The following is a 22,777-nucleotide window of genomic DNA, read 5'->3' as shown; positions in this document are numbered from 1 at the left end:
TTATTCAGGCCCGGATAAACCCTGTGGAAAACCGCCCCTGAACCCTGCCCATAAGCCTATGACAAAGCTGGGCGTAACCGCCCCTGTGGGTAACCATCCATTCCATCCACAGTGGTTCAGCAGCTTTCCCAGCGCAAACGAGCAGGATCGACACAGCCTTATCATTCTCTGTACACCCTGAAGTACAAGGCCTGTAGCTTGTTATCCACAGAAATGGCCTGCTCTATACATAAACATAAAGAACAAGCTTTATAAAAATTCTCTCTTTCTATTCTTTATAAGCCAGTACCCGCTTTGGCATGCCAGGAGGGTGATCAGGTCGGGCGCACAGGCGCAGAGAACGGCGGTAACCGGTTGGCTATTTTTTGTGCAGAAGGCTTCATTCAGGAGAGCGAAGTCCCTATACTTGCCGCCTTTCTTTCAGACCCCTTTCTCAACAGGCACGAGGTGCGTGGTGGATTTCCCTTCCCGTTTTGACGTGATCGTGATCGGCGGCGGTCATGCCGGTACCGAGGCAGCCCTGGCTGCAGCGCGCATGGGCGTGAAGACCCTGCTGCTCACCCATAATGTCGAGACCCTTGGCCAGATGAGCTGCAACCCGGCCATCGGCGGGATCGGCAAGAGCCACCTGGTCAAGGAAATCGATGCCCTCGGCGGTGCCATGGCGACTGCCACCGACAAGGGCGGCATCCAGTTCCGTATCCTCAACAGCCGCAAGGGTCCGGCCGTTCGAGCGACCCGAGCGCAGGCCGATCGCGTGCTGTACAAGGCGGCGGTACGCGAGATTCTGGAAAACCAGGCCAATCTGTGGATTTTTCAACAGGCCGCCGATGACCTGATTGTGGAAAACGCCGAGGTCAAGGGCGTGGTTACCCAGATGGGCCTCAGGTTCCATGCGGATTCTGTGGTGTTGACCACAGGCACCTTCCTCGGTGGACTTATCCACATCGGCCTGCAGAACTACTCCGGTGGCCGCGCCGGCGACCCGCCTTCCATCACCCTGGCCCAGCGCCTGCGCGAACTGCCGCTGCGCGTCGGTCGCCTGAAAACCGGCACTCCGCCGCGCATCGACGGACGCTCCGTGGACTTCTCGGTGATGACCGAGCAGCCGGGGGACACACCGACGCCGCTGATGTCCTTCCTCGGCAAGCGCGAGCATCAGCCGCAGCAGATCAGTTGCTGGATCACCCACACCAACGCCCGTACCCACGAGATCATCGCGGCGAACCTCGACCGTTCGCCGATGTATTCCGGTGTCATCGAAGGCGTGGGGCCGCGCTACTGCCCGTCGATCGAAGACAAGATCCACCGCTTCGCCGACAAGGACAGCCACCAGGTGTTCATCGAGCCGGAAGGCCTGACCACCCATGAGCTGTATCCCAACGGTATCTCCACCTCGCTGCCGTTCGATGTGCAGCTGCAGATCGTGCGCAGCATCCGCGGCATGGAGAACGCCCACATCGTGCGTCCGGGATATGCCATCGAGTACGACTACTTCGATCCGCGCGACCTGAAGTACAGCCTGGAGACCAAGGTCATCGGCGGCCTGTTCTTCGCCGGGCAGATCAACGGCACCACCGGCTACGAAGAAGCCGGCGCCCAGGGCCTGCTGGCGGGCTGCAACGCCGCGCTGCGCGCGCAGGGCAAGGAAGCCTGGTGCCCGCGCCGTGACGAGGCCTACATCGGTGTGCTGGTCGACGACCTGATCACCCTCGGCACCCAGGAGCCTTACCGCATGTTCACCTCGCGGGCCGAGTACCGGCTGATTCTGCGCGAGGACAACGCCGACCTGCGCCTGACCGAGAAGGGCCGCGAGCTGGGCCTGGTCGATGACGAGCGCTGGGCGGCGTTCGAAGCCAAGCGTGAGGGCATCATCCAGGAAGAACAGCGCCTGAAGAGCACCTGGGTACGCCCGGGCACCCCGCAGGGTGATGCCATCGCCGCGCGTTTCGGTACCCCGCTGGCCCACGAGTACCACCTGCTCAATCTGCTGGCCCGTCCGGAGATCGATTACGCCACCCTTGCCGAAGTGACCGAGTCACCGGCTGTGGATAACCAGGTGGCCGAACAGGTCGAGATCAAGACCAAGTACGCCGGCTACATCGACCGCCAGCAGGAAGAGATCGCCAAGCTGCGGGCCAGCGAGGACACCAAGCTGCCGGAGGATCTGGACTACAGCGCCATCTCCGGTCTGTCCAAGGAAATCCAGTTCAAGCTGGGCAACACCCGTCCGGCCACCCTCGGCCAGGCCGGGCGCATTCCCGGTGTCACGCCGGCGGCGATCTCTCTGCTGCTGATTCACCTGAAGAAACGCAGTGCGGGTCAGAAACTGGAGCAGAGCGCCTGATGTCGGTCACCCAGCGCCACGCCGAAGAACTGATCCAGGGCGCTCGCGAGCTTGGCGTCGAGCTCAGCGAGCCACAACAGCAGCAACTGCTCGCCTACCTGGGCCTGCTGATCAAGTGGAACAAGGCCTACAACCTCACCGCCGTGCGCGATCCCGACGAGATGGTGTCGCGTCACCTGCTCGACAGCCTGTCGGTGGTGCCCTTCGTGGCCGAGCGTGGGGATAACTGGCTGGACGTCGGCAGCGGCGGCGGCATGCCCGGCATTCCGCTGGCGATCATGTTCCCCGAGCGGCATTTCACCCTGCTCGACTCCAATGGCAAGAAGACCCGTTTTCTGGTCCAGGTGAAGCTCGAGCTGAAACTCGACAACCTTGAGGTTGTCCACAGCCGGGTCGAAGCGTATCGACCCGAGCGGCCCTTCGATGGCATCAGCTCGCGGGCGTTCAGCAGCCTGCAGGATTTCAGCGACTGGACGCGCCACCTTGGCAATGCCGACACCCAGTGGCTGGCGATGAAAGGGGTCCACCCGGACGATGAGCTGCAGGCGTTGCCGGCGGACTTCCGCCTCAGTGCCACGCACGTGTTGCGGGTTCCCGGTTGCCAAGGCCAACGCCATCTGTTGATACTGCGTCGCTCGGTCTAAGGGGGAAGGAAGATGGCCAAGGTATTCGCGATCGCCAATCAGAAAGGCGGCGTGGGCAAAACCACGACGTGCATCAACCTGGCTGCTTCTCTGGTGGCGACCAAGCGCCGCGTGCTGCTCATCGACCTCGACCCGCAGGGCAACGCGACCATGGGCAGTGGCATCGACAAGCATGCCCTCGAGCACTCGATCTACGACGTGCTGATCGGCGAATGCGATCTCAGCGAGGCGATGCAGTTTTCCGAGCATGGCGGCTACCAGCTGTTGCCGGCCAACCGCGACCTGACGGCCGCCGAAGTCGCGCTGCTGGAAATGAAGATGAAGGAAAGTCGCCTGCGCTATGCCCTGGCGCCGATCCGCGAGAACTACGACTACATCCTCATCGACTGCCCGCCGTCGCTGAACATGCTGACCATCAACGCCCTGGTCGCCGCCGACGGTGTGATCATCCCCATGCAGTGCGAGTACTACGCGCTGGAAGGGCTCTCCGATCTGGTCAACAGCATCCAGCGCATCGGCCAGCTGCTCAATCCCAAGCTGCAGATCGAAGGTCTGCTGCGTACCATGTACGACCCGCGCATCAGCCTGACCAACGATGTCAGCGCTCAGCTCAAGGAGCATTTCGGCGACAAGCTGTACGACGCCGTGATCCCGCGTAACGTGCGCCTGGCCGAGGCTCCGAGCTTCGGCATGCCGGCGCTGGTGTATGACAAACAATCCCGTGGTGCCATCGCCTACCTGGCATTGGCCGGCGAGCTGGTGCGCCGTCAGCGCGCCGCCGCGAAAACCGCTACCGCTTAAGGAACATCCGCATGGCTGCGAAGAAACGAGGTCTGGGTCGAGGTCTGGACGCCCTGCTCGGTGGCAACACCGTCAGTGCACTGCAGGAAGAGGCCGCCCAGGTCGATACGCGTGAGCTGCAATACGTGCCGCTGGAACTGATCCAGCGGGGCAAGTACCAGCCGCGTCGCGACATGGACCAGACCGCTCTGGAAGAACTCGCCGCCTCCATCCGCGCCCAGGGCGTGATGCAACCTATCGTGCTGCGGCCGATCGGCGACGGTCGTTTCGAGATCGTCGCCGGTGAGCGTCGCTGGCGAGCCAGCCAGCTGGCCGGCCAGGACAAGATCCCGGCCATGGTTCGCGAGCTGGCGGACGAAGCCGCCATCGCCATGGCGCTGATCGAGAACATCCAGCGCGAGGACCTCAATCCGATCGAGGAAGCCGTCGCCCTGCAGCGCCTGCAGCAGGAGTTCGAGCTGACCCAGCAGCAGGTCGCCGATGCCGTCGGCAAATCGCGCGTCACCATCACCAACCTGCTGCGTCTGATCGCCCTGCCGGACGAGATCAAGACGCTGCTGTCCCATGGCGATCTGGAGATGGGTCATGCCCGTGCATTGCTCGGTCTGCCCCTCGAACAGCAGGTCGAAGCTGCGCGACACGTTGTCGCACGCGGCCTCACCGTACGCCAGACCGAAGCGCTGGTTCGCCAGTGGCTGAGTGCCAAACCGGCGCCGGCAAAAGCCAAGCCCGACCCGGACATCAGTCGCCTCGAACAGCGTCTGGCAGAGCGTCTGGGCTCGCCAGTGCAGATAAAACACGGCGCCAAGGGCAAGGGCCAGTTGGTCATCCGCTACAACTCCCTCGACGAATTGCAGGGCGTGCTCGCTCACATCCGCTGAAACAATTCGCCACACCTGACCATGTAGCGCATGGTCGGAAATCACTACCGGACAGTTGAATGGGGGGAATACGCCCCCTATACTCTGCGCGCAATTTTGTTGGCACTTTTTATGCCAATTCATTGAGTTAAAGCGGTCGATAGTCGAGGGACATCAGTTGATGGAACGCCGCATGCCGAAGCGCCTGCCCTTCCATCGCCTACCGGTCTTCCCGGTGCTGATGGCACAACTCGTCGTATTGCTGCTCGCTGCTACGCTGACCTGGCAATGGCGAGGCAACGTGGCGGGTTATTCGGCACTGTTGGGGGGCATGATCGCCTGGTTGCCGAATCTGTATTTCGCCCACAAGGCGTTCCGCTACAGCGGCGCGCGGGCGGCTAGGGAAATCGTCCGTTCTTTTTATGCGGGCGAAGCGGGAAAACTGATTCTGACGTTCGTGCTCTTTGCGCTGACGTTTGCGGGCGTGAAACCCCTGGAGGCACCGATGTTGTTCGGTGTCTACCTGCTGACCCTGATGGTCAGCTGGTTCGCCCCGCTGCTGATAACGAAATTTTCAAGACCTTAAAGCGTTCGAGGCAAATAATGGCAGCAGAAACCGCTTCGGGTTACATCCAGCACCACCTCACCAACCTGACCTATGGTCAGCACCCGGTGAACGGCTGGAGTTTCGCCCACACCGCACAGGAAGCCAAAGAAATGGGCTTCTGGGCCTTCCACGTAGACACCCTGGCGGTGTCGGTGGTTCTCGGCCTGATCTTCATCGTCCTGTTCCGCCTGGCGGCGCGCAAGGCCACCTCGGACCAGCCGGGCGGCCTGCAGAACTTCGTCGAGGTTCTGGTCGAGTTCGTCGATGGCAGCGTCAAGGACACCTTCCACGGTCGCAATCCGCTGATTGCCCCGCTGGCCCTGACCATCTTCGTCTGGGTCTTCCTGATGAACTTCATGGACCTCATCCCGGTTGACTGGCTGCCGAAACTGGCTGCCACCCTGGTTGGCGATCCGCACCTGTACTTCCGTGTCGTGCCGACCACCGACCCGAACGCGACCCTGGGCCTGGCCCTGTCGGTGTTCGCCCTGATCCTGTTCTACAGCGTCAAGGTCAAGGGCATCGGCGGCTTCCTCGGCGAGCTGACCATGCACCCGTTCAGCTCCAACAACATCGCCATGAAGATCCTGCTGGTCCCGGTGAACTTCCTGCTGGAATTCGTCACCCTGATCGCCAAGCCGGTCTCCCTGGCACTGCGACTGTTCGGCAACCTGTATGCCGGCGAGCTGATCTTCATCCTGATCGCCATCATGTTCAGCGGCGGCATGCTGCTGGGCTCGCTGGGTGGTGTGCTGCAGCTGGCCTGGGCCATCTTCCACATCCTGATCATCGTGCTGCAGGCGTTCATCTTCATGATGCTGACCATCGTCTACCTGTCGATGGCGCACGAAGACAACCACTAAGGCGCGCTAAGGTTCCGCGGCGCCGCTCAGGCGGCGCCTGCCAGGACAAACCCTCACTGCCCGCGGGCATGAGGGCTGCTGTAAACAAACGATTTCGTTTTACCGCTTCAACAAAAACCTTAACCAATACGACTGTAAGTCGGGAGGAAAAATGGAAACTGTAGTTGGTTTGACCGCTATCGCCGTTGCACTGCTGATCGGCCTGGGTGCCCTGGGTACCGCCATCGGTTTCGGTCTGCTGGGTGGCAAGTTCCTGGAAGGCGCTGCGCGTCAGCCGGAAATGGTCCCGATGCTGCAAGTTAAAATGTTCATCGTCGCCGGTCTGCTCGACGCCGTGACCATGATCGGTGTTGGTATCGCACTGTTCTTCACCTTCGCGAACCCCTTCGTTGGTCAAATCGCAGGCTAATTCACTCGTCTTCGAGTGAATTGGTGTGACGGACAACGAACGAGCGAGGTGTTGGCGTGAACATTAATGCAACCCTGATAGGCCAGTCCGTTGCCTTCTTCATCTTCGTGCTGTTCTGCATGAAGTTCGTATGGCCTCCGGTCATTGCGGCTTTGCAGGAACGTCAGAAGAAGATCGCAGACGGCTTGGACGCTGCCAACCGCGCGGCTCGTGATCTGGAGCTGGCCCACGAGAAAGTGGCCCAGCAACTGCGCGAAGCCAAAGGTCAGGCCGCCGAAATCATCGAGCAAGCCAATAAGCGTGCTGCTCAGATCGTCGACGAAGCCCGTGATCAGGCCCGTGTCGAAGCTGACCGCGTGAAGGCTCAGGCTCAGGCCGAGATCGAACAGGAAATCAACGGCATCAAAGACGCCCTGCGCGCCCAAGTGGGTGGCCTGGCAGTCAGCGGTGCGGAGAAGATCCTGGGCGCATCCATCGACCAAAACGCGCATGCGGAGCTGGTTAACAAACTGGCAGCCGAAATTTAAGCGAGGGCGCGATCATGGCAGAACTGACCACGCTGGCCCGACCTTACGCTAAGGCTGCCTTCGAGCACGCCCAGGCCCACCAGCAACTGGCCAATTGGTCAGCCATGCTCGGCCTGGCTGCAGCGGTGTCGCTCGACGACACCATGCAGCGCGTGCTCAAGGCCCCGCGTCTGACGAGTACAGAAAAGGCCACCACCTTTGTCGAGGTGTGTGGTGACAAGTTCGACGCCCAGGCACAGAACTTCATCCGCGTTATCGCCGAGAACGATCGTCTGGCCTTGTTGCCGGATGTCTTCGCCCTGTTCGAGCTGTACAAGGCCGAGCAAGAGAAGTCGATCGACGTGGATGTCACCAGTGCCTTCGCATTGAGCGATGAACAGCAAGACAAACTCGCCAAGGTTCTCAGTGCACGGCTCGGCCGAGAAGTGCGTCTGCACGCCGCGGAAGATGCCACCCTGATCGGTGGTGTACTGATCCGCGCCGGCGACCTGGTAATCGATGGCTCGGTTCGCGGCAAGCTCGCGAAACTGGCCGAAGCATTGAAATCTTGAGTTTGAAGGGGCAGCAGAGCTATGCAGCAACTCAATCCTTCCGAAATTAGTGAAATCATCAAGGGGCGCATCGAGAAACTCGACGTCGCCTCCCAAGCCCGCAACGAAGGCACCATTGTCTCCGTTTCCGACGGTATCGTGCGTATCTACGGTCTGGCCGACGTCATGTACGGCGAAATGATCGAGTTCCCGGGCGGTGTCTACGGTATGGCACTGAACCTGGAGCAAGACTCCGTCGGTGCCGTTGTGCTGGGTGCTTACACCAGCCTGGCCGAAGGCATGAGCGCCAAGTGCACCGGTCGCATCCTGGAAGTCCCGGTTGGTCCGGAACTGCTGGGCCGCGTCGTCGACGCACTGGGTAACCCGATCGACGGCAAAGGCCCGATCAACGCTCAGGCAACTGACGCGGTTGAGAAGGTTGCACCGGGCGTGATCTGGCGTAAGTCCGTCGACCAGCCGGTACAGACCGGTTACAAGTCGGTCGATGCCATGATCCCGGTCGGCCGTGGCCAGCGCGAGCTGATCATCGGTGACCGTCAGATCGGTAAGACCGCTCTGGCCGTCGACGCCATCATCAACCAGAAAGACAGCGGCATCCGCTGCGTGTACGTGGCTATCGGTCAGAAGCAATCGACCATCGCCAACGTCGTGCGCAAGCTGGAAGAAACCGGTGCGCTGGCCAACACCATCGTGGTGGCCGCTTCCGCTTCCGAATCCGCCGCACTGCAGTTCCTGGCGCCGTACTCCGGCTGCACCATGGGCGAATACTTCCGCGACCGCGGTGAAGACGCTCTGATCGTGTACGACGACCTGTCCAAGCAGGCCGTTGCTTACCGCCAGATCTCCCTGCTGCTGCGCCGTCCGCCAGGCCGTGAAGCCTACCCGGGCGACGTGTTCTATCTCCACAGCCGCCTGCTGGAGCGCGCTTCCCGCGTTTCCGAGGAATACGTCGAGAAGTTCACCAATGGCGCCGTGACCGGCAAGACTGGTTCCCTGACCGCTCTGCCGATCATCGAAACCCAGGCGGGTGACGTTTCCGCGTTCGTTCCGACCAACGTGATCTCGATCACCGACGGTCAGATCTTCCTGGAATCGGCCATGTTCAACTCGGGTATCCGTCCGGCCGTCAACGCCGGTATCTCGGTATCCCGTGTGGGCGGTGCCGCTCAGACCAAGATCATCAAGAAGCTCTCCGGTGGTATCCGTACCGCTCTGGCTCAGTACCGTGAACTGGCGGCCTTCGCCCAGTTCGCCTCTGACCTGGACGAAGCCACCCGCAAGCAGCTCGAGCACGGTCAGCGCGTTACCGAGCTGATGAAGCAGAAGCAGTACGCACCCATGTCGATCGCCGACATGTCCGTGTCTCTGTACGCTGCCGAGCGTGGCTTCCTGACCGACGTGGAAGTGAACAAAGTTGGCGCCTTCGAAGCAGCCCTGCTGGGCTACTTCAACCGTGAGCTGGCCGATCTGATGGCCAAGATCAACGTGAAAGGTGACTTCAACGACGAAATCGACGCGGGCATCAAAGCCGGTATCGAGAAGTTCAAAGCCACCCAAACCTGGTAAGCCGCAGCGGGCGTCGCAAGACGCCCGCCTGCTAACCCGATAGGTGTGAAATGGCAGGCGCAAAAGAGATTCGCAGCAAGATTGCGAGCATCAAAAGCACGCAGAAGATCACCAGCGCCATGGAAAAGGTGGCGGTCAGCAAAATGCGCAAGGCACAACAGCGCATGGCTGCTAGCCGTCCCTACGCGGAGCGTATCCGCCAGGTGATTGGTCATCTGGCCAACGCCAACCCGGAGTACCGCCATCCCTTCATGATCGAGCGCCCCGTCAAGCGCGCCGGTTATGTGGTGGTGAGCAGTGACCGTGGTCTGTGCGGTGGCTTGAACACCAACCTGTTCAAGGCCCTGGTCAAGGACATGGCGAAAGATCGCGAGCAAGGCGTGGAGATCGATCTCTGCGTGATTGGCTCCAAGGGTGCGGCATTCTTCCGCAACTTTGGTGGCAATGTCGTCGCTGCGATCAGCCACCTCGGCGAAGAGCCGTCGATCAACGACCTGATCGGTAGTGTCAAGGTCATGCTCGACGCTTACCTCGAGGGGCGTATCGACCGTCTGTCCGTGGTCTCGAACAAGTTCATCAATACCATGACGCAGAAGCCTACAGTGGAGCAGTTGGTTCCGCTGGTGGCCGATCCGGATCAAGACCTCAAGCATCACTGGGACTATCTGTACGAGCCCGATGCCAAGGAACTGCTCGAAGGCCTGATGGTTCGCTACGTCGAATCCCAGGTGTACCAGGCAGTGGTCGAGAACAATGCGGCCGAGCAGGCTGCACGGATGATCGCGATGAAGAACGCCACCGACAACGCTGGCCAGCTCATCAAAGACCTGCAGCTGATTTACAACAAGGCGCGTCAGGCAGCGATCACCCAAGAGATTTCGGAAATCGTCGGCGGCGCTGCCGCGGTTTAAGAACGGTTCAAATATTCAGAGGAACCAAAGATGAGTAGCGGACGTATCGTTCAAATCATCGGCGCCGTTATCGACGTGGAATTCCCGCGTGATCAGGTGCCAGCCGTATACGAGGCGCTGAAAGTAGTTGGCGCCGAAACCACCCTGGAAGTTCAGCAGCAGCTGGGCGACGGTGTGGTACGTACCATTGCGATGGGTTCGACCGAAGGCCTCAAGCGCGGTCTGGACATCACTCGTACCAACAAGGCCATCTCGGTACCGGTCGGTAAAGCGACCCTGGGCCGTATCATGGACGTGCTGGGCAACCCGATCGACGAAGCCGGCCCCATCGGTGAAGAAGAGCAGTGGGAAATCCACCGCGCTGCGCCGAGCTATGCCGAGCAAGCGGGCGGCAACGACCTGCTGGAAACCGGCATCAAGGTAATCGACCTGGTCTGCCCGTTCGCCAAGGGTGGTAAGGTCGGTCTGTTCGGTGGTGCCGGTGTCGGCAAGACCGTGAACATGATGGAACTGATCCGTAACATCGCCATCGAGCACAGCGGTTATTCCGTGTTCGCCGGTGTGGGTGAGCGTACTCGTGAGGGTAACGACTTCTACCACGAGATGAAGGACTCCAACGTTCTGGACAAGGTAGCCCTGGTCTACGGTCAGATGAACGAGCCACCAGGCAACCGTCTGCGCGTCGCCCTGACCGGCCTGACCATGGCCGAGAAGTTCCGTGACGAAGGCCGTGACGTACTGTTGTTCGTCGACAACATCTACCGTTACACCCTGGCCGGTACCGAAGTATCCGCACTGCTCGGCCGTATGCCGTCGGCAGTAGGTTACCAGCCGACCCTGGCCGAAGAGATGGGCGTTCTGCAGGAGCGCATCACCTCCACCAAGAAAGGTTCGATCACCTCGATCCAGGCCGTATACGTACCTGCGGACGACCTGACCGACCCGAGCCCGGCGACCACCTTCGCCCACTTGGACGCCACCGTCGTACTGAGCCGTGACATCGCTTCCCTGGGTATCTACCCGGCCGTTGACCCGCTGGACTCCACCAGCCGTCAGCTGGATCCGAACGTCATCGGCAACGAACACTACGAGACCGCTCGTGGCGTTCAGTACGTGCTGCAGCGTTACAAGGAACTGAAGGACATCATCGCCATTCTGGGTATGGACGAGCTGTCCGAAGCGGACAAGCAGCTGGTATCGCGCGCTCGTAAGATCCAGCGCTTCCTGTCCCAGCCGTTCTTCGTGGCCGAAGTGTTCACCGGTTCCCCAGGCAAGTACGTCTCCCTGAAGGACACCATCGCTGGCTTCAGCGGTATCCTCAAGGGCGACTACGACCACCTGCCGGAGCAGGCTTTCTACATGGTTGGCGGCATCGACGAAGCCATCGAGAAAGCGAAGAAACTGTAATCACCCATGCGCCTGGCAACGGGCGCATCAGGTTTGTGGATAACCTGGGTTGTCCACAGCCTGCAACCTGAGGCAAGCGTATGGCTATGACAGTCCATTGCGATATCGTCAGCGCGGAAGCGGAGATCTTCTCCGGCCTGGTGGAGATGGTGATTGCGCACGGCAACCTGGGTGATCTGGGTATCGCTCCAGGCCACGCGCCACTGATCACCGACCTGAAGCCGGGCCCGATCCGCCTGATCAAGCAGGGTGGTGAAGCCGAGGTGTTCTACATCTCCGGTGGTTTCCTCGAAGTGCAGCCGAACATGGTCAAGGTTCTCGCCGACACCGTGCAGCGTGCAGCAGACATCGATGAAGCCGCTGCTCAGGAGGCCCTCAAGGCCGCCGAGAAAGCGCTGAGCGAGCAGGGTGCTGAGTTCAACTACAGCTCCGCCGCCGCTCACCTGGCCGAAGTCGCAGCCCAGCTGCGTACCGTCCAGCAACTGCGCAAGAAGTTCGGCGGCTGAGGCCCCCACTTCAACCGTTGCAAGAGAAAGGGTAGCCTAGGCTACCCTTTTTCATTTCTGCCGTTTCACCCTCCGGCGCCCCGCGACGGAGGCTGCCAAGGAATCGTCGTTTATGTCGCTCGATATCGTCATCCTCGCTGCAGGGCAAGGCACCCGCATGCGTTCCGCCCTGCCCAAGGTCCTGCACCCGGTCGCTGACAAGCCCATGCTCGGGCATGTCATCGCCACCGCACGCAGTCTGCAGCCCAGCAGCATCCAGGTGGTGATCGGGCATGGCGCCGTTACCGTGCGCGAGCGCCTGGCCGCCGCCGACCTGAACTTCGTCATTCAGGCCGAGCAGCTCGGCACCGGCCACGCCGTTGCTCAGGCGCTGCCGCAGCTCAGCGCCGACACCGTGCTGATCCTCTATGGCGACGTGCCGCTGATCGAGAGCGCGACGCTCGAACGCCTGCTGGCCCTGGTCAGTGATGACCAGCTGGGGCTGCTCACCGTCGAGCTGGCCGACCCGACAGGCTACGGCCGCATCGTCCGTGATGACAACGGCGTGGTGCAGGCGATCGTCGAGCACAAGGACGCCAATGACGCGCAGCGGGCCATCCGCGAAGGCAACACCGGCATTCTCGCGGTTCCGGGCAAGCGCCTGGGGGACTGGCTGGGGCGCCTGTCCAACAGAAACGCGCAGGGCGAGTACTACCTCACCGACGTGATCGCCATGGCCGTCGCCGATGGCCTGATCGTGGCCACCGAGCAGGCGGCCGACGAGATGGAAGTGCTGGGGGCCAACGACCGTATCCAGCTGGCGCAGCTGGAGCGCCACTATCAGCAGCGCGCCGCGCGCCGCCTGATGGCGCAGGGCGTGACCCTGCGCGATCCGCAGCGTTTCGACCTGCGCGGCGAGGTGACGGTGGGACGTGACGTGCTGATCGACGTCAACGTGATCCTCGAAGGCCGGGTGGTGATCGAGGACGACGTGCAGATCGGTCCGAACTGCGTGATCAGGGACTCCGTCCTGCGCAAGGGCGCCATCGTCAAGGCCAACAGTCATCTGGAAGGTGCCGAGATGGGCGAGGGCGCCGACTGCGGTCCGTTCGCGCGTCTGCGTCCGGGCACCCGACTGGGGGCCAGGGCCCATGTGGGTAACTTCGTCGAGCTGAAGAACGCCGTGCTGGGCGAGGGCGCCAAGGCCGGTCACCTCAGCTACCTGGGCGATGCCGAGATCGGTGCGCGGAGCAACATCGGCGCAGGCACCATCACCTGCAACTACGACGGCGCCAACAAGTTCCGGACGGTGATGGGCGAGGACGTGTTCATCGGTTCCAACAGCGCCCTGGTGGCGCCGGTCAACCTTGGTGATCGTGCCACCACGGGCGCCGGTTCGGTGGTCACCAGCGACGTGCCGGCAGACACCCTGGCCGTCGGTCGGGCCAAACAGCGCAACATCGAGGGCTGGAAACGCCCGCAAAAGCAGCGATGAGCTGCAAGCCTCCAGCTGCAAGTAAGAGCCCTGGCTGACGCCATTTCCTCTATGCTTTGTGGCTTGTGGCTTGTGGCTTGTGGCTTGTGGCTTGGAGTTGACTTCATGTTCGGTGTGACGGATTACGCCGCCTTCGTGGTGGCCTTCATCATCCTGCTGGCCATTCCCGGCCCCGGTAACCTGGCGCTGATCCTGTCCACCGGCAAGGGCGGCATTCGCGGCGGGCTGGCCTCCACCTTCGGCATCATGTTCGGCGACCAGGTGCTGCTGTGGCTGGCGGTGGCCGGTGTCGCCGCGCTGCTCAAGGCCTATCCGACAGCCTTCTACCTGGTGCAATGGCTGGGGGCGGCCTACCTGATCTATCTCGGCCTGCGCATGCTGCTGGCCAAGCCGGGGGCTGCGCCGACGCTGAATATCGAGCCGCGCCACTACCTGTGGCAGACGCTGATGATCACCGTCTTCAACCCCAAGGCGATCATCTTCTACATGGCGTTCTTCCCGCTGTTCATCGATCCGCAGCGGCATCAGGGGCTGATCACCTTCGGCTTCATGGCCGTGACCATCATGGCGCTGACCTTCCTCTACGGGCTGCTGATCGTGCTGCTGACTCACTTTCTCGCCGAGCGCATGCGCGCCAATCCACGTATCGCCCGTGGCCTGGAGAAGCTGGCGGGGCTCAGCCTGTTGGGCTTCGGGGTGAAGCTGACCCTCAACTGACCGACGGTTGCTTGCAGAGCGAACGGCCTTATGTTTTGATTCGCGCCATTATCTTTCGAATCGAAACTTAAACATGTCGAAGCGCAACACACCGCAGCGTCGCCACACCATCCTGGCCCTGCTCGCCGAGCAGGGTGAGGTGTCGGTTGATGCGCTGGCCCAGCACTTCGCCACCAGCGAGGTGACGATTCGCAAGGACCTCGCCGCGCTGGAAAAGAACGGCCTGCTGCTGCGTCGCTATGGCGGTGCGGTGCCCATGCCCCAGGAACTGATCGGCGACGGCGCCCAGCCGGTTTCCCCGCACAAGCAGGCCATCGCCCGCGCCGGCGTGACGCGCATCCGCGAGCACGCGCGGATCATCATCGACAGTGGCACCACCACGGCGGCGATGATTCCCCAGTTGGGGCACAGGCCGGGGCTGGTGGTGATGACCAACTCGCTCAACGTGGCCAATGCCCTGCGCGACATCGAGCACGAGCCCGTCCTGCTGATGACCGGCGGCACCTGGGACCCGCACTCGGAGTCCTTCCAGGGGCAGGTCGCCGAGCAGGTGCTGCGCTCCTACGACTTCGACCAGCTGTTCATCGGCGCCGATGGCATCGATCTGGAGCGTGGCACCACCACCTTCAACGAACTGCTGGGGCTGTCGCGGGTGATGGCCGAAGTCGCCCGCGAGGTCATCGTCATGGTCGAGAGCGACAAGATCGGCCGACGCATCCCCAATCTGGAACTGCCCTGGAGCAGCGTCCATACCCTGATTACCGACGAGCGCCTGGATGCCCAGGCTGCCGAACAGATACGCGCGCGCGGCATCCAGCTGATCCTCGCGCCGCTGGAAAACTGAAGGAGAGCCCCATGTGTGGAATCGTTGGCGCCATCGCTGAGCGCAGCATCACCCCGATCCTGGTCGAAGGCCTCAAGCGCCTGGAGTATCGCGGCTACGACAGCGCCGGTGTGGCACTGCTGACCGAGCAGGGCACGCTCGACCGTCGCCGCCGTGTCGGCAAGGTCAGCGAGCTGCAGGCGGCCCTGCAGGACGAGCCCCTGGCGGGCCGCCTGGGCATCGCCCACACGCGCTGGGCCACCCACGGCGCACCCAGCGAGCGCAACGCGCACCCGCACTTCTCCGGGCACGAACTGGCGGTGGTGCACAACGGCATCATCGAGAACCACGAGGCGCTGCGTGAGCGCCTCAAGGGCCTGGGCTACGTCTTCACCTCCGATACCGACACCGAGACCATCGTCCATCTGCTCGACCACAAGCTGCAGCAGCTCGGCGACCTCAGCGCCGCGCTCAAGGCGGCGATTCCCGAGCTGCATGGCGCCTATGGCCTGGCTGTGATCAGCGCCAGGCAGCCGGATCGCCTGCTCGCCGCCCGCAGTGGCAGCCCGCTGGTGATCGGCCTGGGCCTGGGCGAGAACTTCCTCGCCTCCGACCAGCTCGCTCTGCGCCAGGTCACTGACCGTTTCATGTACCTGGAAGAGGGTGATATCGCCGAAATCCGTCGTGATGGCGTGCAGATCTGGGATGCCAGCGGCAACCCGGTACAGCGTGAAGCCGTGCAGTACCACGAGGGCGCCGAGGCTGCGGACAAGGGCGAATACCGCCACTTCATGCTCAAGGAAATCCACGAGCAGCCCAAGGTGGTGCAGCGCACCCTGGAAAGCCGTCTGGGCAGCGATCACGTGCTGGTGCAGGCCTTCGGCCCACAGGCCGCCGAGCTGTTCGCCAAGGTGAAGAACGTGCAGATCGTCGCCTGCGGCACCAGCTTCCACGCCGGCATGGTCGCCCGCTACTGGCTGGAAGAACTGGCCGGCATTCCCTGCCAGGTCGAAGTGGCCAGCGAGTTCCGCTACCGCAAGGTCGCGGTGCAGCCGGACACCCTGTTCGTCAGCGTCTCGCAGTCCGGTGAAACCGCCGACACCCTGGCGGCGCTGCGCAACGCCAAGGAGAAGGCGCCGGGGCAGGGCGGCTACCTGGCCAGCCTGGTGATCTGCAACGTCGGCACCAGTTCGCTGGTGCGCGAGTCCGACCTGTGCCTGCTGACCCAGGCGGGCCCGGAAATCGGCGTGGCCTCGACCAAGGCCTTCACCACCCAGCTGGTCGGCCTGATGCTGCTGACCCTGTCGCTCGGGCAGGTACACGGCACCCTGGACAAGGCGCTGAGCGCCGAGCTGGTGGAAGAGCTGCGGCGCCTGCCGACGCGCCTGGGCGAGGCGCTGGCCATGGACAAGACCGTGGAGAAGATCGCCGAGCTGTTCGCCGAGAAGCACCACAGCCTGTTCCTTGGCCGTGGCGCGCAGTACCCGGTGGCGATGGAAGGTGCGCTCAAGCTCAAGGAGATTTCCTACATCCATGCCGAGGCCTACCCGGCCGGCGAGCTCAAGCATGGTCCGCTGGCCCTGGTCGACGCCGACATGCCGGTGGTCACCGTGGCGCCGAACAACGAGCTGCTGGAGAAGCTCAAGTCCAACCTGCAGGAAGTGCGTGCGCGTGGCGGCGAGCTGATCGTCTTCGCCGACCAGCAGGCGGGCATGAGCAACGGCGAGGGCACCCACGTGGTGGCCATGCCGCATATCCACGACCTGCTGGCACCGATCCTCTACACCGTGCCGTTGCAGCTGCTGTCCTACTACGTCGCTGTGCTCAAGGGCACCGACGTCGACCAGCCGCGCAATCTGGCCAAGAGCGTGACGGTCGAATAACGGCTCTCGCCGGGCCGGCAGCTCATGCCTGCTGGCCCAGTTCCTCCAGCAGAAAGTCGATGAACACGCGGACCTTGGCCTGCAACTGACGGCGTGACGGGTAGATGGCGTAGAGCTGCGTCTGCATCATCTGCCAGTCTTCGAGCAGCGGCTGCAGCCTGCCCTGGGCCAGGTCGTCGCGTACGTAGATCTCCGGGACCAGGCTGATACCGTGGCCGGCGCGCAGTGCGGCGCACAACGCCAGGCTGGAGTTGACGCTGTAGCGTCCGCACACCTCCAGGCGGCGCACCTGCTCACCGCGCTGGAACACCCATTCATGGGCATGCCCGGACAGCGAGAACTGCACGCACTCCAGCGCCTGCAGGTCCTCCGGCACCTGCGGCGTGCCGTGCCGGCGCAGGTATTGCGGGGCGGCGCAGAGCACGTGGCGCAGTGTCAGCAGCGGGCGGGCGACCAGGCTCGAGTCCTCCAGACGATCACTGCCGCGCACCGCCAGATCGAAGCCCTCGGCGATCATGTCCACACGACGGTCATCGAGCTGCAGGTCGAGCGTCAGCTCGGGGTAGCGGGCGAGAAAGCGCGGGATGGCATCGGCCAGGCAGACCAGGCTGAACGACATCGGCGCGCTGACGCGCAGGGTGCCGCTGGGGGTTGCCTGCAGCTCGCCCAGGGAGCTGTCGGCCTGCTGCAGGTCGTCGAGGATTCGCGCCACCTGCTCGTAGTAGCGCTGGCCAGCCTCGGTGAGGCTCATGGAGCGTGTCGTACGATTGAGCAGGCGGACTGCCAGGTGGGCTTCCAGTTCACCAATGTTCTTGCTCACGGCGGCCGCTGAAAGCTTCAGGTGGCGGGCGGCGGCGGCGAAGCTGCCACGTTCGACGACCTGGCGGAACACGGCAAGGGCGGTCAGGCGATCCATCGATTATCAACTTCTAGTGAATGGTCATCACACGATAAACGAGATTATCAACCAGGGTCCATGTAACTAATCTGTCGATCATTCACTCACGACAGGACATCGCCATGACCCACCCTCTGCTTGCCGCCATCGAACAACGCAACTCGGTCAACCACTTCGACGCGCAGCATCAGCTCGACGACGCCAGCATCGAAGCCCTGATCGGTTGGGCCGGGCGCGCGCCCAGTGCGTTCAACCTGCAGAACTGGCGCTTCGTCGCGGTGCGTAGCGTTGCGGGCAAACAGCGCCTGCGCGAGCTGGCCTGGAACCAGCCCAAGGTCAGCGAAGCGGCTGTGACCTTCATTATCTGCGGCGTGCTGCCGTGCGCCGAGTCGCTTGGCGAGCGCCTGTCGCCTGCGGTGGCGTCGGGGCTGATGCCGAGCGAGATGGCGCTCAGCTGGCAGTCCAGCGCTGCGCGAATGTATGCCGAGGTGCCACACAGCCGGCGTGACGAGGCCGTGCGCAGCGCCACCTTCGCCGCGTCGAACCTGATGCTGGCCGGCCAGGCACTGGGGCTGGCAGCCAGCCCCATGAGTGGTTTCGACATCGCCGGCGTCAGCCGTGCCTTCGCCCTGGGCGACGAGGAAATCCCTGTGATGCTGGTGACCCTGGGCAAGGCGCAGGCCAACAACTGGCCGCAGAAACCGCGCCGCCCGGTGAAGGAGATTCTCGAGCTGGCGTGAGAGCGGCGCCCGGCTCAGGCGCCGAGGCGCTGCTCGTCCGGGCGCAGGGTCAGCACACGGACGCCATCACGGGTGACCGCCACCGTGTGCTCGAACTGCGCCGAGAGGCTGCGATCGCAGGTGACCACCGTCCAGCCATCGGCCAGCGTGCGTACATCCGCCTTGCCCAGATTGAGCATGGGCTCGATGGTGAAGGTCATGCCCTCGCGCAAGGTCAGGCCGGTATTGGCCTTGCCCCAGTGCAGCACTTCGGGCGGCTCGTGCATGTCCCGGCCGATGCCGTGACCGCAGTATTCGCGAACCACCGAATACCCATGGGCCCGTGCATGCCGTTCTATGGCGTGGCCTATGTCGCCGAGGCGGGCACCCGGGCGCACCGCCTCGATGCCTTTGCACATGGCTTCGTAGGTGACGTCGACCAGCTTGCGCCCGGCTTCTGAAACGGAGCCGAGCAGGTAGGTCTTGCTGGAATCGGCGATGTAGCCGTTCTTCTCCAGGGTGATATCGAAGTTCACCAGATCGCCATCGCGCAGGATGTCGCTGGCGCTGGGCACGCCATGGCACACCACCTCGTTGCGCGAGGTGTTCATGGCATAGGCGAATCCATACTGGCCCTTGCTCGCCGGGCGCGCCTCGAGCGTGTCGACGATGTACTTTTCCACAAGGTCGTTGACCTGCAGCGTCGACAGACCGAGCAGATCCAGACGATCGAGATAGCCGAACACCGACGCCAGCAACCTGCCGGACTCGGCCATCAGTGCTATCTCCTGCGCGGTCTTGGTCATGAGGTCGCTGCCAGGCTCGGCTGCACGGTGATGCCGGCTGCGCGCATCTCGGCCGCCATCACGTCGTTGAAACTCAGCGTCGGGTTCATTTCGCAGAGCATGCCGATGCGAATCCAGAACCCGGCCTGAGCATTGATGGAGCGATGCGACACGCTGCTCGCCCGGCGAATCTGGTCGTGCAGTTCGTCATCGATGTTGACGATACCCATGAGGCCTCCCGTCTATATGAAATATATATGAATCATATAGCCACGTTTCGCCAGTTTCTTCAACAGGGGGCGCCATCCTTTAAACTGTGGGGGCTGTTCGCATGGCAGGTGCGATGGCAGGACATTGCAGTCAGGTTGAAACGGGAGAGACGATGAAACGTGCGGATGTAAAACGCAGAACGGCTGAAGGGGTCATGTTCGACACCCAGATCATGGCGAACCCGGCCAATACCGCCGAGTGGATCGTCTTCTTCAAGAAAGACGCCGGGCGCAGCTTCTTCCTGGTGGATGCGGCCGAACAGGTCGAGAGCTTTGCCAGCCTCGACGAGCTGGTGGTCGAGTTGCGGGCGGTGGGTATCAAGCGGTTGGAAGTACAGCTTTGAGCGGTTGCTAACAGTTGGCGTGGATCATCCTGTGGATATCCTCGTGATACCTGGCTGAAGTCCTTGTGTTCAGGGCGTTTCAGGCAGTTGTACAAAAACTGAGCCTTGTTTCAGGGCTATCCACAAAGAGTTGGGATAAGTTCTTTTCTAACCTGTTGATAAGGTTCTGCAGGCCTCTGTTTACGGTGCTCTCAGCGCTTTGTGCAGTTTATCGCCAGCGCAGCTCGGCTCAGTCGCTGCCTGGGCGATAGAGATGCCGGTGCGCGGCGTCGTACAGCGCCGACTCGGCGAAGGCGCCCGGGTCGAGCACGCGGCCGACCAGGATCAGCGCCGTGCGGCGGAAGTCCTTGGCTGCGACCTTCTCCTCTATGTCGCTGAGCGTTCCTTGCACCCAGTCCTGGTCCGGCCAGCTCGCTCTGTGGATAACCGCGACGGGGCAGTCGGCGCCATAGTGCGGCAGCAGTTCGCCGACGATGGCGGGTAGCTGGCGCACGCCGAGGTGGATGGCCAGGGTCGCCCGATGCCGGGCGAGATCGTGCAACTGTTCACCTTCGGGCATCGGCGAGGTGGTGCCGTAGCGGGTGAGGATCACCGTCTGGGCGATGCCCGGCAGGGTCAGCTCGCTTTCCAGCAACGCCGCGCAGGCGGCGGCGGCGGTGACGCCGGGAACGATCTCGAAGGGAATGCCCAGGCGGCGCAATTCGCGGATCTGTTCGCCGATGGCGCCGTACAGCGAAGGGTCGCCGGAATGCACGCGAGCCACGTCCTGGCCGCGCTCATGAGCCAGGCGCAGCAGCTCGACGATTTCCCCGAGATGCAGCTCGGCGGTGTTGACCACCTGCTCGCCGCGATGGCCCTGCAGCACGGCTTCGGGCACCAGCGAGCCGGCGTAGAGGATCACCGGGCAGCTGTGGATAAGCCGCTGGCCCTTGACGGTGATGAGCTCGGGGTCGCCGGGGCCGGCCCCGATGAAATAGACGGTCATGCGGACTCTCTCGTGAATGCTGCCAGGGCGCAGGTTGCCCTGGCGGTTTTGCGTTTTTCGCCAAGCAGGTGCGCCGTGCTCTTGCCCATGCGCCTGGCCAGCGCGAGCGCACAGGGCTCGGCCACGGTAGCAGCGCCAGTGGCTGCTTGGACACGGGGGTTGCCGGGTGCTGGTGGCTGGTAGGGCGAGAGCTCTGCGGCAGTGAACAGGTGCAACTCCAGCTGCAGATGCTCGGCCAGTTGCTGCAGGCCCGCCTCGTTGCGCTTGTGGGCGCTGCTGGCCAGTCCTGCCAGGTTGCCCAGCGTCAGCTCATGCTGCGCCAGGCTGTCGACGAGCAGGTCGAGCAGCTCCTGCATGGCGCAGCCACTTCTGCAGCCCAGCCCGGCAACGACCTGCATCGGCGGGGCTGGGTGGCGTGTGGAGGGGGTCGGCAGCATAAGCGGCATTCGGCTTGGACGGGGGCGTAGCTCATCATGGCACCTGCCGGCGGTCAACCGTGATTGACCGGCCGCCGTGGCCTGCGTAGCCTTCGCGCATTCGAGGTTCTTCACGGCGCGGTTGTCGTGAAGCTAAGAGGGAACAGGGTCGATGCCCTGGCTGCCCCCGCAACTGTGAACGGTCTCAAACCCTTCGATACACCACTGCCCAGGGCGGGAAGGTGAAGGGCGCACCCTGTGCAGACCGTGAGCCAGGAGACCTGCCTCGTTTCGTCAGCCAACTGTTCGGACGGGGTGATCCGATGCGGCCTGCATGCTCGCGCGTGCCTGTCTGCCCGTACCCGTCCGCCGAATTCATCGTCGCCACGGGGCCTTTCATGCAAACCCTCGCCAAACTGCCTGTCACCATCGTCACCGGTTTTCTCGGTGCCGGTAAAACCACCCTGCTGCGCCACTTGCTGGCCAATGCCGGCGGCCGTCGCATCGCGGTGATCGTCAATGAGTTCGGCGAGCTGGGGATCGACGGCGAGATCCTCAAGCAGTGCTCCATCGGTTGCAGCGAGGAAGAGGCCAACGGCCGCGTGTTCGAGCTGGCCAACGGCTGCCTGTGCTGCACCGTGCAGGAAGAGTTCTTCCCGGTGATGCGCGAGCTGGTGGCGCGCCGTGGCGACCTCGACCATATCCTCATCGAGACCAGTGGCCTGGCCCTGCCCAAACCGCTGGTGCAGGCCTTCAACTGGCCGGAAATCCGCAATGCCTGCACCGTCGACGCGGTGATCACCGTGGTCGACAGCCCGGCGGTGAGCGTCGGCACCTTCGCCGCCTTCCCCGAGCAGGTCGACGTGCAGCGCAAGCTGGACCCCAACCTCGACCATGAGTCGCCGCTGCATGAGCTGTTCGCCGACCAGCTGGCCAGCGCCGACCTGGTGATCCTCAACAAGGCCGATCTGCTCGATGCCGAAGCGCTGGCGGCGGTACGCGCCGAAGTCGCCGAGGAGCTGCCGCCGGCGGTGAAGGTGATCGAAGCGCATGGCGGCGATCTGCCGATGGATGTGTTGCTGGGACTGAACAGCGAAACCGAGCTGCATATCGACAACCGTCGCACCCATCATGACGATGAAGACGAGGATCACGATCATGAAGAATTCGACTCGTTCCACGTGGAACTACCGGAAGCCGAGGAGTCGCGCCTGCTGGCTGCGCTGAAGGCGGCGGTGGTCAAGCACGGCATCCTGCGGGTGAAAGGCTTCGCCGCCATCCCTGGCAAACCGATGCGTCTGCTGGTACAGGGCGTGGGGCAGCGTTTCGACCGTCACTTCGACCGTGCCTGGCAAGCCGACGAGCCGCGCATCAGCCGTCTGGTGGTGATCGGCCAGCAGCTCGACCGTGCGGCCATTCAGGCCGAGCTGCAAGCGGCGCTGGCCTGAGTGAGCATGGGAGGGGC

Annotated in this window: 25 protein-coding genes and 1 riboswitch; of the genes, 20 read left to right on the top strand and 5 right to left on the bottom strand. The window is 62.9% G+C overall.

The genetic code is table 11. The features are described 5' to 3' along the window. Positions 1-454 precede the first annotated feature (454 nt). From mnmG to glmS, 17 genes are all read left to right on the top strand, one after another. The gene (gene mnmG, locus E4487_RS00330; RefSeq protein WP_175252489.1) at positions 455-2,347 is read left to right on the top strand and encodes a tRNA uridine-5-carboxymethylaminomethyl(34) synthesis enzyme MnmG; all 1,893 of its coding nucleotides are present in this window, start codon (positions 455-457) and stop codon (positions 2,345-2,347) included. Further along, entirely contained in the window at positions 2,344-2,991 is a 648-nt protein-coding gene (gene rsmG / locus E4487_RS00325) for a 16S rRNA (guanine(527)-N(7))-methyltransferase RsmG (protein ID WP_167519235.1), read from the top strand. The genes mnmG and rsmG overlap by 4 nt, the downstream gene beginning before the upstream one ends. Positions 2,992-3,003: 12 nt before the next feature. Continuing rightward, positions 3,004-3,792, top strand: a complete 789-nt coding sequence (locus E4487_RS00320) for a ParA family protein (RefSeq protein WP_037054778.1) — start codon at positions 3,004-3,006, stop codon at positions 3,790-3,792. An 11-nt stretch (positions 3,793-3,803) separates the two neighbouring features. After that, positions 3,804-4,673: a ParB/RepB/Spo0J family partition protein gene (locus E4487_RS00315; RefSeq protein WP_037054776.1), complete on the top strand. Its 870-nt coding sequence runs from the start codon at positions 3,804-3,806 to the stop codon at positions 4,671-4,673. 160 nt (positions 4,674-4,833) lie between these two features. Continuing rightward, positions 4,834-5,238 carry a F0F1 ATP synthase subunit I gene (locus tag E4487_RS00310; RefSeq protein ID WP_037054774.1) on the top strand — a complete coding sequence of 135 codons (405 nt, stop codon included), beginning with the start codon at positions 4,834-4,836 and terminating at the stop codon, positions 5,236-5,238. A gap of 17 nt (positions 5,239-5,255) precedes the next feature. Beyond that, positions 5,256-6,122, top strand: coding sequence for a F0F1 ATP synthase subunit A (gene atpB, locus E4487_RS00305; protein ID WP_037054772.1), 867 nt, complete (start codon positions 5,256-5,258; stop codon positions 6,120-6,122). 151 nt (positions 6,123-6,273) lie between these two features. Beyond that, positions 6,274-6,531, top strand: coding sequence for a F0F1 ATP synthase subunit C (gene atpE, locus E4487_RS00300; protein WP_003097235.1), 258 nt, complete (start codon positions 6,274-6,276; stop codon positions 6,529-6,531). 56 nt (positions 6,532-6,587) lie between these two features. Next, on the top strand, positions 6,588-7,058 hold the full coding sequence (locus tag E4487_RS00295) for a F0F1 ATP synthase subunit B (protein ID WP_037054770.1): 471 nt from the start codon (positions 6,588-6,590) through the stop codon (positions 7,056-7,058). 14 nt (positions 7,059-7,072) lie between these two features. Continuing rightward, on the top strand, positions 7,073-7,609 hold the full coding sequence (locus E4487_RS00290) for a F0F1 ATP synthase subunit delta (protein WP_037054769.1): 537 nt from the start codon (positions 7,073-7,075) through the stop codon (positions 7,607-7,609). 21 nt (positions 7,610-7,630) lie between these two features. Continuing rightward, positions 7,631-9,175 (top strand): F0F1 ATP synthase subunit alpha, encoded by a 1,545-nt coding sequence (atpA, locus tag E4487_RS00285; protein ID WP_037054768.1) that lies wholly within the window; start codon positions 7,631-7,633, stop codon positions 9,173-9,175. Positions 9,176-9,225: 50 nt separating this feature from the next. Beyond that, positions 9,226-10,086, top strand: coding sequence for a F0F1 ATP synthase subunit gamma (gene atpG, locus E4487_RS00280; RefSeq protein ID WP_037054767.1), 861 nt, complete (start codon positions 9,226-9,228; stop codon positions 10,084-10,086). Positions 10,087-10,116: 30 nt separating this feature from the next. Further along, positions 10,117-11,493, top strand: coding sequence for a F0F1 ATP synthase subunit beta (atpD, locus tag E4487_RS00275; protein ID WP_037054766.1), 1,377 nt, complete (start codon positions 10,117-10,119; stop codon positions 11,491-11,493). Positions 11,494-11,573: 80 nt separating this feature from the next. Next, positions 11,574-11,999 carry a F0F1 ATP synthase subunit epsilon gene (locus tag E4487_RS00270; RefSeq protein WP_037054758.1) on the top strand — a complete coding sequence of 142 codons (426 nt, stop codon included), beginning with the start codon at positions 11,574-11,576 and terminating at the stop codon, positions 11,997-11,999. A 112-nt stretch (positions 12,000-12,111) separates the two neighbouring features. Further along, positions 12,112-13,473 carry a bifunctional UDP-N-acetylglucosamine diphosphorylase/glucosamine-1-phosphate N-acetyltransferase GlmU gene (glmU, locus tag E4487_RS00265; RefSeq protein ID WP_175252488.1) on the top strand — a complete coding sequence of 454 codons (1,362 nt, stop codon included), beginning with the start codon at positions 12,112-12,114 and terminating at the stop codon, positions 13,471-13,473. A gap of 105 nt (positions 13,474-13,578) precedes the next feature. Then, positions 13,579-14,190 (top strand): LysE family transporter, encoded by a 612-nt coding sequence (locus E4487_RS00260; protein ID WP_037054755.1) that lies wholly within the window; start codon positions 13,579-13,581, stop codon positions 14,188-14,190. Between the two features lie 73 nt (positions 14,191-14,263). Then, positions 14,264-15,034 carry a DeoR/GlpR family DNA-binding transcription regulator gene (locus tag E4487_RS00255; protein ID WP_175252487.1) on the top strand — a complete coding sequence of 257 codons (771 nt, stop codon included), beginning with the start codon at positions 14,264-14,266 and terminating at the stop codon, positions 15,032-15,034. Between the two features lie 11 nt (positions 15,035-15,045). Beyond that, positions 15,046-16,896, top strand: coding sequence for a glutamine--fructose-6-phosphate transaminase (isomerizing) (gene glmS / locus E4487_RS00250; protein ID WP_175252486.1), 1,851 nt, complete (start codon positions 15,046-15,048; stop codon positions 16,894-16,896). A 22-nt stretch (positions 16,897-16,918) separates the two neighbouring features. Here the strand turns inward: glmS and E4487_RS00245 are convergent, their stop codons facing one another. Continuing rightward, positions 16,919-17,812 carry a LysR family transcriptional regulator gene (locus E4487_RS00245; protein ID WP_175252485.1) on the bottom strand — a complete coding sequence of 298 codons (894 nt, stop codon included), beginning with the start codon at positions 17,810-17,812 and terminating at the stop codon, positions 16,919-16,921. Between the two features lie 104 nt (positions 17,813-17,916). On the opposite strand from E4487_RS00245, the gene E4487_RS00240 reads away from it, so the two are divergent. Next, positions 17,917-18,534, top strand: a complete 618-nt coding sequence (locus E4487_RS00240) for a nitroreductase family protein (protein WP_175252484.1) — start codon at positions 17,917-17,919, stop codon at positions 18,532-18,534. A 14-nt stretch (positions 18,535-18,548) separates the two neighbouring features. On the opposite strand, the gene map is transcribed toward E4487_RS00240, so the two are convergent. Together map and E4487_RS00230 are read right to left on the bottom strand one after the other, a co-directional pair. Then, positions 18,549-19,319: a type I methionyl aminopeptidase gene (gene map / locus E4487_RS00235; protein WP_080757102.1), complete on the bottom strand. Its 771-nt coding sequence runs from the start codon at positions 19,317-19,319 to the stop codon at positions 18,549-18,551. Next, complete coding sequence (locus E4487_RS00230) at positions 19,316-19,528, bottom strand: ParD-like family protein (protein ID WP_037054749.1); 213 nt, start codon at positions 19,526-19,528, stop codon at positions 19,316-19,318. The genes map and E4487_RS00230 overlap by 4 nt, the downstream gene beginning before the upstream one ends. Before the next feature lie 152 nt (positions 19,529-19,680). On the opposite strand from E4487_RS00230, the gene E4487_RS00225 reads away from it, so the two are divergent. After that, positions 19,681-19,911: a hypothetical protein gene (locus E4487_RS00225; protein WP_037054745.1), complete on the top strand. Its 231-nt coding sequence runs from the start codon at positions 19,681-19,683 to the stop codon at positions 19,909-19,911. A gap of 229 nt (positions 19,912-20,140) precedes the next feature. On the opposite strand, the gene cobM is transcribed toward E4487_RS00225, so the two are convergent. Continuing rightward, a complete protein-coding gene (gene cobM, locus E4487_RS00220) occupies positions 20,141-20,896 on the bottom strand; it encodes a precorrin-4 C(11)-methyltransferase (protein ID WP_175252483.1) in 756 nt (251 codons plus the stop codon). Further along, a complete protein-coding gene (locus E4487_RS00215; RefSeq protein WP_257229292.1) occupies positions 20,893-21,294 on the bottom strand; it encodes a cobalamin biosynthesis protein in 402 nt (133 codons plus the stop codon). Before E4487_RS00215 ends, cobM begins: the two co-directional genes overlap by 4 nt. Before the next feature lie 125 nt (positions 21,295-21,419). Beyond that, positions 21,420-21,616: riboswitch (cobalamin riboswitch) on the top strand. 94 nt (positions 21,617-21,710) lie between these two features. Between E4487_RS00215 and cobW the strand changes: the two genes are divergently transcribed. Continuing rightward, entirely contained in the window at positions 21,711-22,760 is a 1,050-nt protein-coding gene (gene cobW, locus E4487_RS00210; RefSeq protein ID WP_037054731.1) for a cobalamin biosynthesis protein CobW, read from the top strand. Positions 22,761-22,777 lie beyond the last annotated feature (17 nt).

It is taken from the genome of Pseudomonas sp. BMW13 (genome assembly GCF_013357275.1).
GTDB lineage: Bacteria > Pseudomonadota > Gammaproteobacteria > Pseudomonadales > Pseudomonadaceae > Aquipseudomonas > Aquipseudomonas khazarica.
This window is presented reverse-complemented; position numbering and strand designations above follow the sequence as displayed.

Excerpts from the sequence above, each read along its gene's own strand:
- glmU (WP_175252488.1), top strand. The coding sequence starts at position 12,112 with ATGTCGCTCGATATCGTCATCCTCGCTGCAGGGCAAGGCACCCGCATG.
- E4487_RS00310 (WP_037054774.1), top strand. The coding sequence starts at position 4,834 with ATGGAACGCCGCATGCCGAAGCGCCTGCCCTTCCATCGCCTACCGGTC.
- E4487_RS00255 (WP_175252487.1), top strand. The coding sequence starts at position 14,264 with ATGTCGAAGCGCAACACACCGCAGCGTCGCCACACCATCCTGGCCCTG.
- atpD (WP_037054766.1), top strand. The coding sequence starts at position 10,117 with ATGAGTAGCGGACGTATCGTTCAAATCATCGGCGCCGTTATCGACGTG.
- map (WP_080757102.1), bottom strand. The coding sequence starts at position 19,319 with ATGACCAAGACCGCGCAGGAGATAGCACTGATGGCCGAGTCCGGCAGG.
- E4487_RS00320 (WP_037054778.1), top strand. The coding sequence starts at position 3,004 with ATGGCCAAGGTATTCGCGATCGCCAATCAGAAAGGCGGCGTGGGCAAA.
- E4487_RS00270 (WP_037054758.1), top strand. The coding sequence starts at position 11,574 with ATGGCTATGACAGTCCATTGCGATATCGTCAGCGCGGAAGCGGAGATC.
- cobM (WP_175252483.1), bottom strand. The coding sequence starts at position 20,896 with ATGACCGTCTATTTCATCGGGGCCGGCCCCGGCGACCCCGAGCTCATC.
- atpB (WP_037054772.1), top strand. The coding sequence starts at position 5,256 with ATGGCAGCAGAAACCGCTTCGGGTTACATCCAGCACCACCTCACCAAC.
- E4487_RS00225 (WP_037054745.1), top strand. The coding sequence starts at position 19,681 with ATGAAACGTGCGGATGTAAAACGCAGAACGGCTGAAGGGGTCATGTTC.
- E4487_RS00260 (WP_037054755.1), top strand. The coding sequence starts at position 13,579 with ATGTTCGGTGTGACGGATTACGCCGCCTTCGTGGTGGCCTTCATCATC.
- atpE (WP_003097235.1), top strand. The coding sequence starts at position 6,274 with ATGGAAACTGTAGTTGGTTTGACCGCTATCGCCGTTGCACTGCTGATC.
- E4487_RS00245 (WP_175252485.1), bottom strand. The coding sequence starts at position 17,812 with ATGGATCGCCTGACCGCCCTTGCCGTGTTCCGCCAGGTCGTCGAACGT.
- atpA (WP_037054768.1), top strand. The coding sequence starts at position 7,631 with ATGCAGCAACTCAATCCTTCCGAAATTAGTGAAATCATCAAGGGGCGC.
- E4487_RS00230 (WP_037054749.1), bottom strand. The coding sequence starts at position 19,528 with ATGGGTATCGTCAACATCGATGACGAACTGCACGACCAGATTCGCCGG.
- E4487_RS00215 (WP_257229292.1), bottom strand. The coding sequence starts at position 21,294 with ATGCAGGTCGTTGCCGGGCTGGGCTGCAGAAGTGGCTGCGCCATGCAG.
- cobW (WP_037054731.1), top strand. The coding sequence starts at position 21,711 with ATGCAAACCCTCGCCAAACTGCCTGTCACCATCGTCACCGGTTTTCTC.
- glmS (WP_175252486.1), top strand. The coding sequence starts at position 15,046 with ATGTGTGGAATCGTTGGCGCCATCGCTGAGCGCAGCATCACCCCGATC.
- atpG (WP_037054767.1), top strand. The coding sequence starts at position 9,226 with ATGGCAGGCGCAAAAGAGATTCGCAGCAAGATTGCGAGCATCAAAAGC.
- E4487_RS00315 (WP_037054776.1), top strand. The coding sequence starts at position 3,804 with ATGGCTGCGAAGAAACGAGGTCTGGGTCGAGGTCTGGACGCCCTGCTC.
- E4487_RS00240 (WP_175252484.1), top strand. The coding sequence starts at position 17,917 with ATGACCCACCCTCTGCTTGCCGCCATCGAACAACGCAACTCGGTCAAC.
- E4487_RS00290 (WP_037054769.1), top strand. The coding sequence starts at position 7,073 with ATGGCAGAACTGACCACGCTGGCCCGACCTTACGCTAAGGCTGCCTTC.